Genomic DNA, 17112 nt, shown 5'->3' with positions numbered 1-17112 from the left:
GTCAGACCACCAGGGTCGGTTCACTATAAGTTAAAAAGGAGAGTGTCGTCGTGTCGAATTTAAGAGATGAAGCTTTGCACATACACCGTGTCAATAAAGGGAAACTTGAAACCCATTCGAAAGTTCCTGTCAGAAATGCTAGAGACTTGAGCCTTGCCTATTCCCCCGGAGTAGCAGAGCCTTGTAAGGAGATTTATGATCATAAAGATACGGTGTACGATTATACAATGAAAGGCAATATGGTAGCCGTCGTAAGTGATGGATCAGCTGTTCTTGGTCTGGGGAATATTGGTCCTGAAGCTGCCCTGCCTGTCATGGAAGGTAAAGCTGCTTTGTTTAAAAGTTTTGCAGGTGTAGATGCATTCCCGATTTGTTTGAACACACGTGACATTGATCAGATCGTTCAAACAGTAAAATTGATGGAACCTACATTCGGCGGCGTAAATCTGGAAGATATCGCAGCACCTAACTGCTTCATCATCGAAGATCGACTGAAGAAAGAGACGAATATTCCAATTTTTCATGATGACCAACATGGTACAGCAATCGTTACAGTAGCGGGTCTTATGAATGCATTGAAAGTAACGGGGAAATCTTTCTCCGAAATTAAAGTAGTCGCAAACGGAGCCGGAGCCGCAGGAATTGCCATTATTAAATTGCTCTATCATTTCGGTGTGCGTGATATCATCATGTGCGATTCCAAAGGAGCTATTTTTGAAGGCCGCGATTACGGAATGAACGATGTGAAAGACGAAATTGCTAAAATTACGAATAAAGACCGTACAGAAGGGAATCTTGAAGAGGTCATGGAAGGAGCGGATGTGTTTATTGGTGTATCCGTAGGTGGATTGCTTTCCAAAGAGACCGTTTCTAAAATGAATGATGATTCTATCATTTTTGCCATGGCCAACCCTGAACCGGAAATTATGCCAGAAGATGCGAAAGAAGCAGGGGCACGAGTCATCGGAACAGGCCGCTCAGATTTCCCTAATCAGGTGAATAATGTGCTGGCATTCCCAGGGATCTTTCGAGGTGCATTGGACGTAAGAGCGACAAGAATAAATGAGAAAATGAAAATTGCTGCAGCAGAAGCCATTGCTTCCTTGGTAAGTGAGGATGAATTGAGTGAAGACTATGTAATTCCTGCTCCATTCGATCCACGAGTGGCCCCTGCTGTTGCTGCAAGTGTAGCAAAAGCGGCTATGGAGTCTGGTGTAGCTCGTCATCATGTAGATCCAGAAGAGGTAGCAGAAAAAACCAGACAACTGACATTAATTGATGAAGATTGATATGAGAGGGGGAAGCCCTTGGGTTTCTCCCTCTACATAACTTGATTGTGGTTAGAGATGAAAAGAGGTGTCCGAGTACCGTGGCCCAGGAGCAGCGAGGAAAAGTTTATGAAGGCGTTCTTCAACAGTTGAAATCATACATTGCTGAACACCGGTTGAAGCCTGGAGATAAACTCCCTTCAGAACGAGAGTTAAGTGAGCAATTGAATGTAGGCAGGTCCTCTATCCGAGAAGCCTTCCGGGCGATGGAGCTTTTAGGGTTGATTGAAACAAGAAGGGGAGAGGGCACCTATATGAGAGCCTATCGTCCTTATCATATGGTCGAATTGCTTTCAAATTTCTTACTTAATGAATCGAGAACCAAGAGTGAATTGATGACGGCTAAACAAATGATAGAAAAAGAAGTGCTTCTATTGTTAAATGGAAATTTAGAGAGCCGTAAATTAAGCGAATTAAGGGCAATCATCAAGGACTATTCAGACGCTCAAAGGCACCAGAAGGTATTTGAGTATTTGTTTAGCCTTTGTGATCAACCTCTTCTTCTGTCTATGTGGCAATTCATCTCAGGATTTACCCACACCTTCCATGATGTAAGCTATTCTGATGAATGGTATGAAGAAATGGTAACCATCTTGGAAGAAGAAGATACAATGAGAATCATACGTGTATTTCAATAATGGTATCGTGTCGAATCTAATTCGACAGAATGAGTGATATTATGAAATGGAATAGATGTATATTGAATAAGAAAGGAAGCTTTGTCCCAAAGGAGGAATCACCTTGCTAAGAGACTTTTTCAGCAAGAAAAAAAGATACGCATCCATTCCCAGCCAAGAAGCAAAGCAGGATGTACCAGAAGGTTTGATGCAGAAATGCCCAAACTGCCAAAAAATTTTTTATAGAAAAGAATTGAATCGAAATATGAATGTTTGCCCTCACTGCGATCATCATCATCGCCTTAGTGCGTACGAACGCATCCAACATTTGTTTGATGAGGAATCCTTTGTTGAGTGGGACAAGCACATGATTTCCAATAATCCCTTAAACTTTCCTGAATATGAAGAAAAACTGGAAAAGGACCGACAAAAGTCTGATTTGAATGAGGCGGTTGTCACAGGAAAGGCGAAAATGAATGGCATGGAGACAGCTGTTGCAGTCATGGATGCCCGTTTCCGAATGGGAAGCATGGGATCGGTGGTAGGTGAAAAAATTACAAATGCCATCGAGAACGCCAGAAAAGAAAAAATGCCATTTATCATATTCACAGCATCCGGCGGGGCAAGGATGCAGGAGGGTGTACTGAGCCTTATGCAGATGGGGAAAACATCTGTCGCTCTCCAGCGCCTTCATGCAGATGGGGGTCTGTTCATCTCAGTCATGACCCACCCGACAACAGGTGGCGTTTCAGCAAGCTTTGCATCACTAGGAGATTATAATTTCGCTGAGCCTGGGGCATTGATCGGTTTCGCTGGTCGGAGAATCATAGAACAGACGATTCGTGAAAAGCTGCCAGATGATTTCCAGACCGCTGAATTTCTTCTAGAGCACGGCCAACTGGATAGAGTCATACACCGTCATGACATGAAAAAAACGCTAACGACTGTTCTTGATCTTCATAAAGTGGGAGGTGGCCAAACATGAAGCACGTGCTCGAATTCGAAAAACCGGTTATTGAATTAAAAGAAAAGATCTCTGATTTAAAACGGCTGACTGAAAACAGTGAAATGGATCTAAGCGATGAAATCGTTACGTTAGAAAAACGGTTGGAAAGACTAGAGACAGATGTGTATGACCGTATGGCGCCATGGGATCGTGTGCAAATGGCACGTCACCCTGAGAGACCGACGACTCTTGATTATATTGAATATCTTTTCACAGATTTTCTTGAACTACACGGAGACCGCAATTTCGGGGACGATGCCGCCATTGTTTCTGGAATCGCAAAGTTCAAAGATCAACCCGTAACCGTGATTGGTCACCAACGAGGGAAAGATACAAAAGAAAACATTCGTCGTAATTTCGGTATGCCGCACCCAGAGGGGTACAGAAAAGCGCTTCGTTTAATGAAACAGGCAGAAAAATTCAAAAGACCAATCATTACATTCATTGATACAAAAGGAGCCTACCCAGGAAAAGCAGCAGAGGAAAGAGGTCAAAGTGAAGCCATCGCCAGAAACTTAATGGAAATGGCCGGTCTTACAGTCCCGGTCATTTGTATCGTGATTGGTGAAGGAGGCAGCGGCGGTGCACTAGGTCTTGGCATCGGGGATCGTATCTTCATGCTCGAGAATTCTACTTATTCCGTCATTTCCCCTGAAGGGGCTTCCTCTATTTTATGGAAGGATGCAGGCCTTGCTCAAGAAGCAGCGGAGTCCATGAAAATCACATCCTATGATTTGAAGAAACTAAATGTGATTGATGGTGTGGTTCCAGAGGTAAGAGGTGGAGCACACAGGGATATCCAGGCCCAGGCGCAAGAAATTGAGAAAATCATTTCCGACTCGCTAGAATCACTGAGCGCTCTCAAGGTCGAGGATTTATTAGAAAAACGTTTCTTAAAGTATAAAAATATTGGCGATTACACGTATCTTGATTTATAATAGGATGGTTGAAAATAATATATGTCCGTAAAGAAAGGTCGCACATGGGTGCGACTTTTCGCATCTTAACAGGATGGTAACGCTATCATTGATGGATGGAATGTTGAAGTTTTATTAATTGTATAGACTAGAGGATAGGCTATCCTTATAAAAATAGACGGAGGTTTCGATTCATCTTTGGTTGGGGACAACATAACTAGAAAACTTTAGAGGTGATGAGAATGAAGAAAATCGGAGTACTTACTAGTGGCGGCGACGCTCCAGGAATGAATGCAGCGATTCGTTCAGTTGTTCGTAAAGCAATTTATCACGGCTTGGAAGTTTACGGAATTAAGTATGGCTACCAAGGTTTAATTGATGGTGACATTGAAAAGATGGAACTTGGCTCTGTTGGGGATATCATTCAGCGAGGGGGTACAAAACTATATTCTGCTCGTTGTGAAGAATTCAAAACAGAAGAAGGTCAACTAAAAGGGATCGAACAAATGAAAAAACATGGCATTGAGGGCTTGATAGCCATCGGTGGTGATGGTACCTTTATGGGGGCAAAAAAAATAACGGAAAAAGGATACCCATGCATTGGTGTACCAGGTACAATCGACAATGATATTCCTGGAACTGATTTCACAATCGGATTTGACACAGCCTTAAATACGATCATTGATGCGATTGATAAGATACGTGACACGGCTACATCCCATGAACGCACATTTATTATCGAAGTGATGGGACGTAATGCCGGAGATCTTGCTCTTTGGGCAGGACTTGCCGACGGGGCTGAAAGTATCATCATTCCAGAAGCTGAGGATGAATTTGAGGACATCATCGACCGCTTGAAACGCGGACATGACCGAGGCAAGAAACACAGCATCATCATCGTAGCAGAAGGTGTTGGAAGTGGTGTGGATCTCGGTCACAAAATAGATGAGGCTGCTGGTTTAGAATCACGTGTGACCGTTCTTGGTCATACCCAGCGAGGTGGTTCTCCAAGTGCTGCCGACCGTGTGCTTGCAAGTCGTCTGGGCGCATATGCCGTGGACTTATTGTTGAATGGACATGCCGGCCGTATGGTAGGTATACAGCAGAACAAATTGGTGGATCATGATATTGTAGAAATCCTGAACACGAAGCACAAGATCGACCTTGATATGTATCGTCTTTCCAAAGAACTATCTATATAATGTAAGAGGCACTTGAGGAGGAAATAAAATGTTTAGAAAAACAAAGATCGTTAGTACAATCGGACCTGCATCTGAGTCTGTAGAAAAGTTGACCCAGCTGATTGAAGCAGGGATGAATGTCGCTCGTTTGAATTTCTCTCACGGAGATTTTGAAGAGCACGGAGCTAGAATTAACAATATCCGTGAAGCTTCTAAAGCGACGGGAAAAACTGTAGCTATTCTACTTGATACAAAAGGCCCTGAAATTCGTACAGGAACACTAAAAGATGGAGAAGCTTATTTGGAAAAAGGCTCTACAACTTATGTTTCTATGGATGAAATTGAAGGAAGTGCAGAACGGTTCTCGGTCACTTACCCTGGTTTGATTAATGATGTACACCCAGGCTCTAAGATCTTGTTGGATGACGGTCTTGTCGAACTGCAAGTAGAAGAAATCGACAAAGAGAAAAATGAGATTAAGACGACTGTTTTGAACAATGGCCCATTAAAGAATAAAAAAGGCGTCAACGTTCCTAACGTAAGTGTTAACTTGCCTGGAATTACAGAAAAAGATGCAAAGGATATCGAGTTCGGAATCGAACAAGGGGTTGACTTTATCGCTGCTTCTTTTGTACGTCGTGCATCAGATGTCCTTGAAATTAAAGAACTTCTTGAAAAGCATAAAGCCAGCCATATTCAAATCATTCCAAAAATTGAAAACCAAGAAGGTGTCGATAATATCGATGATATTCTTGAAGTCAGTGATGGATTGATGGTTGCCCGTGGTGACCTTGGTGTTGAAATTCCAGCAGAAGATGTACCTCTTGTACAGAAGCGCTTGATTCGTAAATGTAATGAAGCAGGGAAACCTGTCATTACAGCTACTCAAATGCTTGACTCAATGCAACGTAACCCTCGTCCAACACGAGCGGAAGCGTCTGATGTTGCGAACGCCATCTTTGATGGTACGGATGCCATTATGCTTTCCGGTGAAACAGCAGCAGGAGATTACCCTGTAGAAGCCGTTCAAACGATGCATAATATTGCAAGCAAAACAGAAACAGGCTTAAATCACATGGCTCTTTTACAAGAACGTTCCAAGCATAGCGATATGACGATCACGGATGCGATCAGTCAATCGGTTACGCATACGGCAATTAACTTGAATGCAGCAGCTATCGTAACACCTACAGAAAGTGGACATACCGCTCGCATGATTTCTAAGTATCGTCCGAAAGCTCCGATCGTAGCCATTACTTCTGATGATGAAGTAAACCGCAAGCTCTCCCTCGTATGGGGAGTCTATGCCGTCATGGGTCCACGTGCTTATTCTACGGATGATATGCTTGACGTTGCTGTTGAACGCAGTCTTGCTTCCGGTCTTGCCATCCGTGGCGACCGCGTAGTAATCACAGGTGGTGTACCCGTTGGCGAGAGTGGTACGACGAACTTGATGAAGGTTCATGTAATCGGAGATGTGCTTGTTAAAGGCCAAGGTGTTGGCCAGAAGAGTGCATATGGACGTGCCATCGTAGCTAAAAATGCACAAGAAGCCATCGACCGTGTCGAAGAAGGGGATATCCTGGTCACACAAGGAACAGACCGTGACATGATGCCAGCGATTGAAAAAGCTGCCGGCATCATCACCCTTGAAGGAGGGCTTACTTCTCACGCAGCTGTCGTAGGATTGAGTCTTGGTATTCCAGTGATCGTTGGTGTTAATGATGCTCTTGAATTAATTAAAGATGGAGCTGACATTACAATCGATAGTTCACGTGGGGATATTTACGAAGGTCACGCAAGTGTATTGTAAGAAATAAATGGAATGAAAAAGACAGGGGAGTTTATACTTCTCTGTCTTTTCTTTTATTGTATTCGTAGAACAGGTATAATAGAGGAAATGGAAAGAAGGGAAGATGCTATGTTTCGTTGGTTATTGCTTTTTATTTTAGTAGTGCCCGCATTAGAAATTGGTGTGCTCATATGGACAGGAAACTTAGTTGGACCTATATGGGTTATTCTTTTAATAATACTGACCGGCGTTTTGGGTGCATGGTTGGCAAAAAAGCAGGGATTAGAAACGATTAGGAACTTCCAACAATCTGTACAGTATGGACAAATGCCCCAAGATACACTTCTGGATGGTGCTTGTATACTTGTCGGTGGAGCTGTTCTGCTTACCCCTGGATTCATAACAGATGCGATTGGCTTTTTACTGTTGTTTCCAGCTACCAGATTCCCAATTAAACGCTTCATTCGAAATATGATTCAAAAAGCGATGCAAAAAGGAACGATAACCATTTATAGAAAATAAACGCAAACTCAGAGATTCATTTCTCTGAGTTTTTTTATGCAGCTCATCCTTACTATCCGGCTTTATATAAGCTCCCGATTGTGGAAGACTCAGTTTCGAGACGTTTGTGTGATTCTAGGGGCTCCGGGAAAAGGTTCGTCTAGCTCCATCGTCCAGACACTCGCGTCATAAGCAAAAGAGCAAAGGAATGAAAAATCGCATTCCGTTGCTCTTTTGCTTATGCCAGTCGTGTCTACCAGGACGATTCCGCATTTGAACACTTTCCATGGGGCGGGCGGTGAGCCTCCTCAGGCTACGCCTTCCGGGGTCTCACCTGTCCCACACGTCCCTTTTTAAATATCCGGTTCCGGCACTTAGCGGCTAGTGAGACTTCCCTCGCTTCTGTACGATAAGTCAACATCGAATCACTTCGTTCTTCGTGTTTCCTTTATCTCCGCCAGCTCAGTCCATACGCCGCTGATCAAGGTGCCTCCACACTTAAAACAGGAGTCTCTCCGTTTCCCTCCGCCCCTTGACTATAAGAGGTTCTCGAAACTACTTCCGGGATAAGCTGCTTTACCCACAAGGAGTGGATGATGTTAATTTCCATGGATACTATTCTGAATACGAAGCGTGGTATAGAGCTCATTATGCCTGCAACACCAATGCAGGAGAGGAAACTCTTCCCTCCTACGCATCGATGGAGCGCTATGTATCGATCTTTTACGTCCTGAATACCAGACGTGGAGTGGTAAATACTCTCCTCTTCATTCAATCATACAAGAAGATCCTTCCAGAAGTGATTTCGAGAGTCATTCCCCGCAGCCCCTACCCATAACACAAAAGTCTCAAAACTGAGTCTTCCACAAAACTGCCATTTATTTTAATAACTAGGGAAGCTTTTGTTATGGTTTTCCTGTGATAAATGTCCAAATTTCTTTGGTTACTCCTGTTTTATTAAATGTTTGAATCGTCATGAGGATTAAGGGACTGATCAGCATACCTAAAGGGCCAAACAGTTGAAAACCAAGGAAGAGACTGACAAGAAGGATGATCGGGGGCACACCGAATTGATCAGCCAGCAATTTTGGTTCCATCGTTTGTCTAGTGAGCAGGACGACTATATAGAGGATGGATAAACAGATGGTCATCATGAATTCTCCTGTGAGAAATTGATAGATGATCCACGGAATAAAGATAATGCCTGTCCCTACATAGGGGATGAAATCGACAAGAGCGGCAAGGAATGTTATGGTCAAAGGGTAAGGGGCATCAATTAAAAGTAAACCTGTAGCAATGATTGAAGTTGAAATCGTGACCAGCATGCACTGTGCACGAATCAGCCCTTTAATGGTGTGAACAAATTCCCCCCTGAAGATGAAAATGCGTTCAGTCATGGCGTCAGGAAATACATGTTTTAAGAACGTCATAATGATATTCCAGTCTTTACATATAAAGAAAGTAGCAAGCAGGGTGATGAATATAAAGGCGAACGAAGAGGGGAGCTCTGCAAGGAAGTGTCCTGTAGCTTCAAGAGCACTGTTTAACAAAGATAGGCTTGTCTCACTGAACTTTTCCTGAGCTAATATAAAGTATTTTTCCAATGCCTGCTGTTGATCTAGACTTAATTTATCAGTGAACGCTTCGCCTTTTGATAACAAGGGACTCATGAGGTTCATAAATGACTGGGTTAAGTACTCTGTTAGTATAGTAAAGTGACCAGGAACTCCAGATGCAAAATACTGCACACCTCGAATGATCTCTGCCACCAATAAAGTCACGAGCCCTCCTGCCAGCCCGCCGAAAATAAATAAAACAAGTAAAATAGCCATAACTCTTGGAATTCGCAGGTGTTTATTCAGCAATTGAATGAAGGGTTGGATAAAAGCAGACAGTAGAAGAGCAAAAATAAAAGGTTGCAAGTATATCCAGGAATAATAAGTGAAAAATATTAAAATGAATGCCATAAAGATGACAAATAGTGATCGTAGAAATACTTGTAATATTTGGTTCTCCACATCGTCCACCTCCCCTTTATAGAAATGGGTCTCAACGGTAATCAGGCAGGGGTAAAGTAATAACAACAAACGTATAATTTTAATAATTATGTAGGAATATTCGATAAAATACACCAAAATTAAACGGTTTCAATTCACATTCTCTTCAGAATACTTTATAATTGTCTGTGGGGTAGTTTTCCTATAAAGGTAAAAAAGCAAATAGTAAAGCGTTTTCTTATTTTTTAATTGTAAGGAAAATGGAATTTTTTGAAAGGGAGAGATTGTATGTCATCATCAACTAAAGGTCTTGAAGGAATTACAGCAACTGAATCATCCATAAGTTCTATCATCGACGATAAACTGACATATGTCGGATACGATATCGATGACCTGGCCAATAACTCCAGTTTTGAAGAGGTTGTCTATCTTCTCTGGAATCAAAAGCTACCAAATAAAAAAGAATTGGATGCTTTCAAGGAAGAACTTATTTCAAATATGGACATTCCGACTGAGGTTGTCGATCATCTGAAGTCTTATGACCTATCAACTGTTCACCCTATGGCAGCTTTGCGTACAGCTGTTTCTATGCTGGGACTCTATGATCCTGAGTCTGATGTCATGGAGGAAGAAGCGAACAAACGTAAAGCGCTGCGTTTACAAGCGAAAATTCCTACCGTTGTAACTGCTTTTGCTCGCATCCGTAAAGGAGAAGATCCGGTATCACCTAAAAAAGATTTAAGCTTTGCAGGAAATTTCCTTTATATGCTTAACGGAAAAGACCCGGAAGATTTAGAAGTAGAAGCATTTAATAAAGCACTTGTCCTTCATGCAGATCACGAGCTGAATGCTTCTACATTTACAGCACGTGTCTGCGTGGCTACTCTCTCTGATGTTTATTCAGGAGTGACGGCTGCAATTGGAGCATTAAAAGGTCCATTGCACGGTGGTGCGAATGAACGCGTCATGAAAATGCTGACGGAAATCGGCAGCGTAGAGAACGCGATTCCGGCTATCGAGAAAAAATTAGAGAATAAAGAGAAAATCATGGGTATGGGACACCGTGTCTATCGCTCAGGGGATCCCCGTGCCAAACATCTAAAAGAGATGTCCCGTGAATTGACAGGACTGACAGGTCACTCCAAATACTATGAAATGTCGATTAAAATTGAAGACTATATCAAAGAAAACAAAGGTCTTCCTGCGAATGTGGACTTTTATTCAGCTTCTGTCTATCATAGCCTTGGAATCGATCACGATATTTTCACACCGATCTTTGCGGTTTCCCGTGTGTCCGGGTGGTTGGCGCATATCTTAGAGCAGTACTCCAACAATCGTCTCATTCGTCCCCGTGCGGAATACGTAGGACCTAAAGGCCAAAGCTATACACCAATTGAGGATCGATAAGAGTGCAGCCGGTACGCCGGCAAGCCTCCCTTTTTATTCAACCTATTTTAACGTATGATAGAAGAGGATGATCCATCCATATTTCTTACAAAATATTAGGAGGGTTTATTGTGACACAAGCACAAAAAATTACAGTAGAACAAAACGGATCACTAAATGTACCAGAACGTCCGGTTATTCCTTACATAGAAGGAGATGGAATCGGTCCAGATATTTGGGCAGCCGCAAGCCGCGTCATCGAAGCTGCTGTTGATAAAGCATACAATAGTGAGAAATCTATCGAGTGGAAGGAAGTACTTGCAGGTCAAAAAGCCTATGATCAAACGGGTGAATGGCTTCCAGAAGCGACTCTAGATACGATTAGAGATTATAAGATTGCAATCAAAGGTCCTTTGACGACTCCAATTGGCGGGGGAATCCGTTCGTTGAATGTAGCTCTTCGTCAAGAGCTGGATTTGTTTACATGCCTGCGTCCAGTACGTTACTTCGAAGGTGTACCTTCTCCGGTTAAGCGCCCAGAAGATACAGACATGGCAATCTTCCGTGAGAACACTGAAGATATTTATGCGGGTATCGAGTGGCAAAAAGGAACACCAGAAGTGAAGAAAGTAATCGACTTCCTTCAAAACGAAATGGGTGTACATAACATTCGTTTCCCTGAAACTTCCGGAATCGGAATTAAGCCGGTATCCGAAGAAGGTACGAAGCGTTTGGTTCGTGCAGCCATTGATTATGCACTGAACGAAGGACGTAAGAACGTCACGCTCGTACACAAAGGAAACATTATGAAGTTTACTGAAGGTTCCTTCAAGGCTTGGGGTTATGAAGTTGCTGAAGAGGAGTATGGTGACAAAGTATTCACTTGGGCTGAATATGACCGTATTGTAGAAAAAGAAGGAAAAGATGCTGCGAATAAAGCTCAAGACGCTGCTGAAGCTGAAGGTAAGATCATCGTTAAAGATGCGATTGCAGATATCTTCCTTCAACAGATTCTTACTCGTCCAAAAGAGTTCGATGTAGTTGCAACGATGAACCTGAATGGAGACTACATTTCTGATGCATTGGCTGCACAAGTGGGTGGAATCGGGATTGCTCCAGGTGCGAACATCAACTTTGAAACAGGACACGCGATCTTCGAAGCGACACATGGTACTGCGCCTAAGTACGCAGGTATGGATAAAGTGAACCCATCTTCCGTTATTCTTTCCGGTGTGCTTATGCTTGAGCACCTTGGCTGGAGAGAAGCAGCTGACTTGATCACGAAGTCTATGGATAAGACGATCGGAAGTAAAGTTGTTACTTATGACTTCGCTCGTATGATGGAAGGCGCTACAGAAGTTAAATGCTCTGAGTTCGGTGACGAACTTATTAAGAATATGGACTAATCAATAAGGGAGAGTGGGTCATGATGGCTATTCGTAGAAACAAAATATCAGTGATCGGTGCTGGTTTTACTGGTGCTACGACTGCGCTTATGCTCGCACAAAAAGAGCTCGGAGATGTTGTACTCGTTGATGTGCCTGATATGGAAGATCCAACGAAAGGGAAAGCTCTTGATATGTTGGAAGCGAGTCCTGTTCAGGGATTTGATGCGAAGGTTACTGGCACTTCTGATTATAAGGACACAAGAGATTCAGACCTTGTCATCATCACTGCAGGAATTGCCCGTAAGCCTGGAATGAGTCGTGATGATCTAGTCAATACAAACTCAAAAATCATGAAGAGTGTGACGAAAGAAATCGTCAAGAACTCTCCTGATTGCTTTATTGTTGTGTTGACGAACCCTGTTGATGCCATGACGTATTCTGTATTTCAGGAGGCTGGACTACCTAAGAATCGTGTCATTGGACAGTCCGGTGTTCTGGATACAGCGCGCTTCCGCACATTCGTTGCAGAAGAGCTAAATGTGTCGATCAAAGATGTGACTGGTTTTGTTCTTGGTGGTCACGGAGATGATATGGTACCTCTCACACGCTATTCTTTCGCAGGCGGGATCCCATTGGAAAAACTAATTTCCGAAGAGCGTTTAGATGTGATCGTAGAAAGAACGCGTAAAGGTGGAGGAGAAATCGTCGGCCTTCTTGGGAATGGAAGTGCCTATTATGCTCCCGCTGCTTCGTTAGTTCAAATGGCAGAAGCGATACTGAAAGATCAGCGTCGTATACTTCCGTCTATTGCTTACCTGGAAGGGGAATATGGATATGATGGGATCTATCTAGGGGTTCCTACTATTCTTGGAGGAAATGGAATTGAAGAGGTCATTGAACTTGAGCTCACAGAAGAAGAAAAACAGCAATTGGATAAATCAGCGGATTCTGTTAAAAATGTGTTGAATGTATTAAAATAAAGATGAAGGGATTCGGGGAAAACCCTCGGATCCCTTTTTTAAACTTTTAAGAAAACGTTTACAAGAGGTGAGGATATGTTAGGCAAAAAGAGAAAGCTTGGAAAGAAAATCAATGATATAAAATCCGGGGAACAATTCACAACTTCTTTTTCAGTGGAAGATCGTGATCTACTTATGTATTTAGGATTGACGGATGATGCCAATCCTTTATATATTCAGCATGATTACGCGTCCCAAACTCCTTTTAAGCGCCCAGTGGTTCCGACAGTTATGGTGTTTGGTATGATCACTTCCATTGTTTCTATGCATTTGCCTGGTCCAGGAAGTCATATCATCCAACAGAATTTAGAATATCCTAAACCTGTCTATCATTATGGAGATGTTCGTTTTCATGCTGAAGTGACAGCGATCCATAAGGAAGAACATCAAGTTGAACTTCAGGTGGTAGGATATGATGAAGAAGGCGACGAGGTGGTGAAAGGGACTCTAATTGTTCAACCCCCTTATGAACCTGATTCTATGAATGCCATTTCTCTTGAAAACTTTTATTAATTAATAAGTCGACTAGCATTCACTTATGGCCACAAGCCGCTGGGACTCCAACGAGACTAGCGGCCTTTTTCTTCTATTCAATAATCTTCCTAGGATCCTCGGTCCCTCCCTTCTTATCATCCCCTGAGATGAAACACGATAAAGGCATCCTTTGGATGAAATAGAGCTTGTTGTCTATATTAAGATTAAGTAAAAATGGTAAAGATCCGTATTCAAATTGTAAACTTCATTGTATGATGAAGGTAACTTGTAGTAGAGGTGATGGCATTGCAACAAAAAATTTTAATCGTAGACGATGAAGAATCAATCGTAACTTTATTAAAATATAATATTGATCAAGCCGGATATGAGACGGACGTGGCCTATAATGGTACGGATGCTCTTGAAAAAGCATCGAAAGATGATTTTGATCTGATCGTACTTGACGTCATGCTTCCAGGGATGGATGGTATGGAAGTGTGTAAGAAATTAAGGCAAATGCAAGTGAATACTCCCGTCCTTATGCTGACAGCTAAAGATGATGAATTTGATAAGGTTCTTGGTCTAGAGCTTGGTGCTGATGACTACTTAACAAAACCATTCAGTCCTAGAGAGGTCGTAGCAAGAATTAAAGCGATTTTGAGAAGGATGGTTCGTGAAAATGTTGTCCATGATCAGAAGGTCATACAAATTGCTGATCTATCCATTTACCCTGAACAGTATGAGGCAACAATTAAGGAAGAGCCATTAACGTTTACGCCAAAAGAATTTGAGTTGCTTCTCTACCTTGCTCAAAACTTAGGCCGAGTTCTTTCCAGAGACCAACTATTGAGTGCCGTTTGGAATTATGACTTTGCTGGGGACACACGCATTGTCGATGTCCATGTGAGCCATTTACGTGAAAAAATCGAACCCGAGACGAAAAAGCCGGTGTATATCAAAACGATACGAGGGCTGGGATATAAGATGGAGGAACCTAAATAAATGGCCTCCAACACTAGGCCACTAATGACCTATACGGTTTTGGTGGTCATTGTCATGTTCGGGTTGGGCATTATTCTTGCGCAACTGACCCGTGGATATTTTATTAATATATTTGAACAACGTGTCGAGTTAGAAAGTCAATATTTTATCACGTATTTGGATCGGTTTACGGAAGATCGGGAAGTAAGTCAGGAAGAGTTATATAACTTTAGTGATCAGCTGAATACGGGCATGATATTCATTTCAGATTCCGGAGAAAGAATCATTGATACAGTAGATGCTGTCCCTGTCATAAGTAAAGGTGAAAAACAGGAAGTGATTTCTAGGGTTGAAGGTGGGGCTTCCGAGATCAATGAAGGACAGATGATTGATGATATCTTCTATTACCCTGTTAATAATAGCGTAGATGATATAAATGGGACACTGATTCTTCTATCACCTGTTGAAGCCTTGACCAATATTACAAAGAATATATGGCTTTTGATCGGTTTTACGTTACTTCTTGGACTTTTAGTCATTTTTGTTATTGGATTCAATGTATTCTCTAAATACATCCGTCCGATTCGATCCGCCGCTAATGTCGCTACAGAACTTGCGAAAGGAAATTACAAAGCAAGAACGTACGAAGGTCATTTTGGCGAAGCAGGACAGCTCAGTCAGTCCATAAATATTTTGGCTAGAAATTTGCAGGAAATGACGAGTACGAAAGGAATGCAGGAAAATCAGCTGGAAGCCGTTATTAATAATATGGGAAATGGATTGGTGTTGATTGATGAAAAGGGGTACATTCTCCTTTTGAATCGTGCTTTTTTAGAAACATTCAAGGGAGAGCAGAAAGATTTTATCGGTCATTTGTACCACGATGCCATCCCTTACACGACCATTCATGAAACGGTGAAAAAGATATATATGTTTGAAGAAACAGTCAGCGAAACGTTTGTTCTTCCGGTTAATATTGACCGAAAGCATTTAGAAGTAACCGGTGCCCCGATTTTCAGTGAAGATCAGAAATGGAGAGGCGTTGTTTTGGTTTTTCATGATATTTCTGAGTTGAAGCAGTTGGAACAAATGAGAAAAGACTTTGTAGCAAATGTGTCTCATGAATTGAAAACACCAATCACCTCTATACGTGGCTTTTCAGAAACACTGCTTGATGGGGCGATGAAAGATGAAAAGATGCTCGAACAGTTCTTACAAATCATTTTGAAAGAAAGTGGCCGTTTACAATCTTTGATTCAGGACCTTTTGGAATTATCCAAACTTGAAAGGGATGACTTTTTGTTAAACGTGGAACAGATTGAAGTCCAGCGTTTATTAAATGACCTCCTCCCTATTGTGGAACAACATGCCGAGCAAAAACAGGTGAAACTTCACGCTTCTGTAGAAGGGAACACCTGGATTCAAGGCGATTCCAGCCGTTTGAAACAAGTGTTTATGAACTTGCTTACAAATGCCATCAACTATTCTGGTGACGATGGACAAGTGACATTGGAATTTCAAGAATCAGAAGAACATGTGACAATCAGAATCACGGATAATGGAGTGGGAATACCTGAGGAAGAAATATCACGTATTTTTGAAAGGTTCTATCGTGTGGATAAAGCGAGAAGTAGGAACTCAGGAGGCACGGGTCTCGGTCTTGCTATAGTAAAACACATTGTAGAAGCTCATGAAGGCACCATTCACGTAGAGAGTGAAGTGGATGTCGGAACGACCTTTAATGTCCGGATTCCGAAGAAGTTTACGGAAAATTAATATTTTATTAAATTAAGGTTAACAATACTTCGTTAGAATACCTTTGAAACCCTTTCATCCAAGGTGTTTTCTCTTTTTGGCAGAAGCTTCCCTCGCTTCTGCCTTTTTTTGTTTAGATTTAGTAATAATCATGTAAAAATACACCTTCCTATCTTCCTCATTCAATACAACTCCCTTACTAAATGTTCCACTACATGGCAGGATTGTGGAAGACTCAGCCTCGAGACTTTCTGGGGTTCATTTGCTATGGGAGGCGTCAGGGGTGGCTGGGAAGCTACTCGTCTAGCTCCATCGCCCAGACACTCGCGTCATAAGCAGAACAGCAAAGGAATGAAAGGGCACATTCCTTTGCTGTTCTGCTTATGCCAGTCGTGTCTACCAGGGCGATTCCGCATTTGAACACTTTCCTGTGAGGGAGTGGCGAGCTTCCTCGGGCGGTCTTCCGCACTAAGGGATCTCGCCGGTCTCCTTTCTCCCACGGGAGTCTCGCAGCTTCCCAACCACCCCATTCGATATTGTGAGAAACGAACCCCTATACCAAGAAGGAGCATCTTCCACCATCACTACCTATTGTAAGAAAGTGCTCTATAACAAGTGGTTATGAGCTCTATCCATACGATGGAGGTTTTGTGTTATTGCTCCTAATACGTATAAAGCGCCTCATTCTGGAAGTAGTTTCGAGATACTTATATGGCAGAGGGGCGGAGGGGAATGGCGAGACTCCTGCGGGAAAAAAGTGCAGGGTGAGA

14 protein-coding genes are annotated in these 17112 nt (G+C 42.4%); 13 read left to right on the top strand and 1 reads right to left on the bottom strand.

Annotated features, from left to right (window positions below):
- Positions 1–50: 50 nt before the first annotated feature.
- The 7 genes from ystJ to ACXACN_RS09625 all read left to right on the top strand — a co-directional run bounded on the left by ystJ (position 51) and on the right by ACXACN_RS09625 (position 7363).
- Complete coding sequence (gene ystJ / locus ACXACN_RS09655; protein ID WP_474964050.1) at positions 51–1289, top strand: NADP-dependent malic enzyme; 1239 nt, start codon at positions 51–53, stop codon at positions 1287–1289.
- Positions 1290–1369: 80 nt separating this feature from the next.
- Positions 1370–1966 (top strand): FadR/GntR family transcriptional regulator, encoded by a 597-nt coding sequence (locus ACXACN_RS09650; protein WP_474964048.1) that lies wholly within the window; start codon positions 1370–1372, stop codon positions 1964–1966.
- 103 nt (positions 1967–2069) lie between these two features.
- The gene (gene accD / locus ACXACN_RS09645; protein ID WP_474964046.1) at positions 2070–2930 is read left to right on the top strand and encodes an acetyl-CoA carboxylase, carboxyltransferase subunit beta; all 861 of its coding nucleotides are present in this window, start codon (positions 2070–2072) and stop codon (positions 2928–2930) included.
- Complete coding sequence (locus ACXACN_RS09640) at positions 2927–3889, top strand: acetyl-CoA carboxylase carboxyltransferase subunit alpha (RefSeq protein ID WP_474964044.1); 963 nt, start codon at positions 2927–2929, stop codon at positions 3887–3889. Before accD ends, ACXACN_RS09640 begins: the two co-directional genes overlap by 4 nt.
- A gap of 221 nt (positions 3890–4110) precedes the next feature.
- Positions 4111–5070: a 6-phosphofructokinase gene (gene pfkA / locus ACXACN_RS09635; RefSeq protein ID WP_474964043.1), complete on the top strand. Its 960-nt coding sequence runs from the start codon at positions 4111–4113 to the stop codon at positions 5068–5070.
- 28 nt (positions 5071–5098) lie between these two features.
- Positions 5099–6862: a pyruvate kinase gene (gene pyk / locus ACXACN_RS09630; protein WP_474964042.1), complete on the top strand. Its 1764-nt coding sequence runs from the start codon at positions 5099–5101 to the stop codon at positions 6860–6862.
- A gap of 108 nt (positions 6863–6970) precedes the next feature.
- Positions 6971–7363, top strand: coding sequence for an FxsA family protein (locus ACXACN_RS09625; protein ID WP_474964040.1), 393 nt, complete (start codon positions 6971–6973; stop codon positions 7361–7363).
- Between the two features lie 884 nt (positions 7364–8247).
- Here ACXACN_RS09625 and ytvI read toward each other — a convergent pair.
- Positions 8248–9360, bottom strand: a complete 1113-nt coding sequence (ytvI, locus tag ACXACN_RS09620; protein ID WP_474964038.1) for a sporulation integral membrane protein YtvI — start codon at positions 9358–9360, stop codon at positions 8248–8250.
- A 267-nt stretch (positions 9361–9627) separates the two neighbouring features.
- On the opposite strand from ytvI, the gene citZ reads away from it, so the two are divergent.
- From citZ to pnpS, 6 genes are all read left to right on the top strand, one after another.
- The gene (citZ, locus tag ACXACN_RS09615; protein ID WP_474964037.1) at positions 9628–10746 is read left to right on the top strand and encodes a citrate synthase; all 1119 of its coding nucleotides are present in this window, start codon (positions 9628–9630) and stop codon (positions 10744–10746) included.
- Between the two features lie 110 nt (positions 10747–10856).
- Entirely contained in the window at positions 10857–12131 is a 1275-nt protein-coding gene (icd, locus tag ACXACN_RS09610) for an NADP-dependent isocitrate dehydrogenase (RefSeq protein ID WP_474964035.1), read from the top strand.
- 23 nt (positions 12132–12154) lie between these two features.
- Positions 12155–13093, top strand: coding sequence for a malate dehydrogenase (gene mdh / locus ACXACN_RS09605; protein ID WP_474966843.1), 939 nt, complete (start codon positions 12155–12157; stop codon positions 13091–13093).
- 75 nt (positions 13094–13168) lie between these two features.
- Complete coding sequence (locus ACXACN_RS09600) at positions 13169–13645, top strand: MaoC/PaaZ C-terminal domain-containing protein (RefSeq protein WP_474964033.1); 477 nt, start codon at positions 13169–13171, stop codon at positions 13643–13645.
- 267 nt (positions 13646–13912) lie between these two features.
- Positions 13913–14608: a response regulator transcription factor gene (locus ACXACN_RS09595; protein ID WP_474964031.1), complete on the top strand. Its 696-nt coding sequence runs from the start codon at positions 13913–13915 to the stop codon at positions 14606–14608.
- On the top strand, positions 14609–16363 hold the full coding sequence (gene pnpS, locus ACXACN_RS09590; protein WP_474964029.1) for a two-component system histidine kinase PnpS: 1755 nt from the start codon (positions 14609–14611) through the stop codon (positions 16361–16363).
- Positions 16364–17112: the final 749 nt, after the last annotated feature.

It is taken from the genome of Halobacillus sp. AWM4_238 (assembly GCF_056158265.1).
Note: the sequence above shows the minus strand (reverse complement) of the source record. Positions and strands in the feature narration are given on the sequence as shown.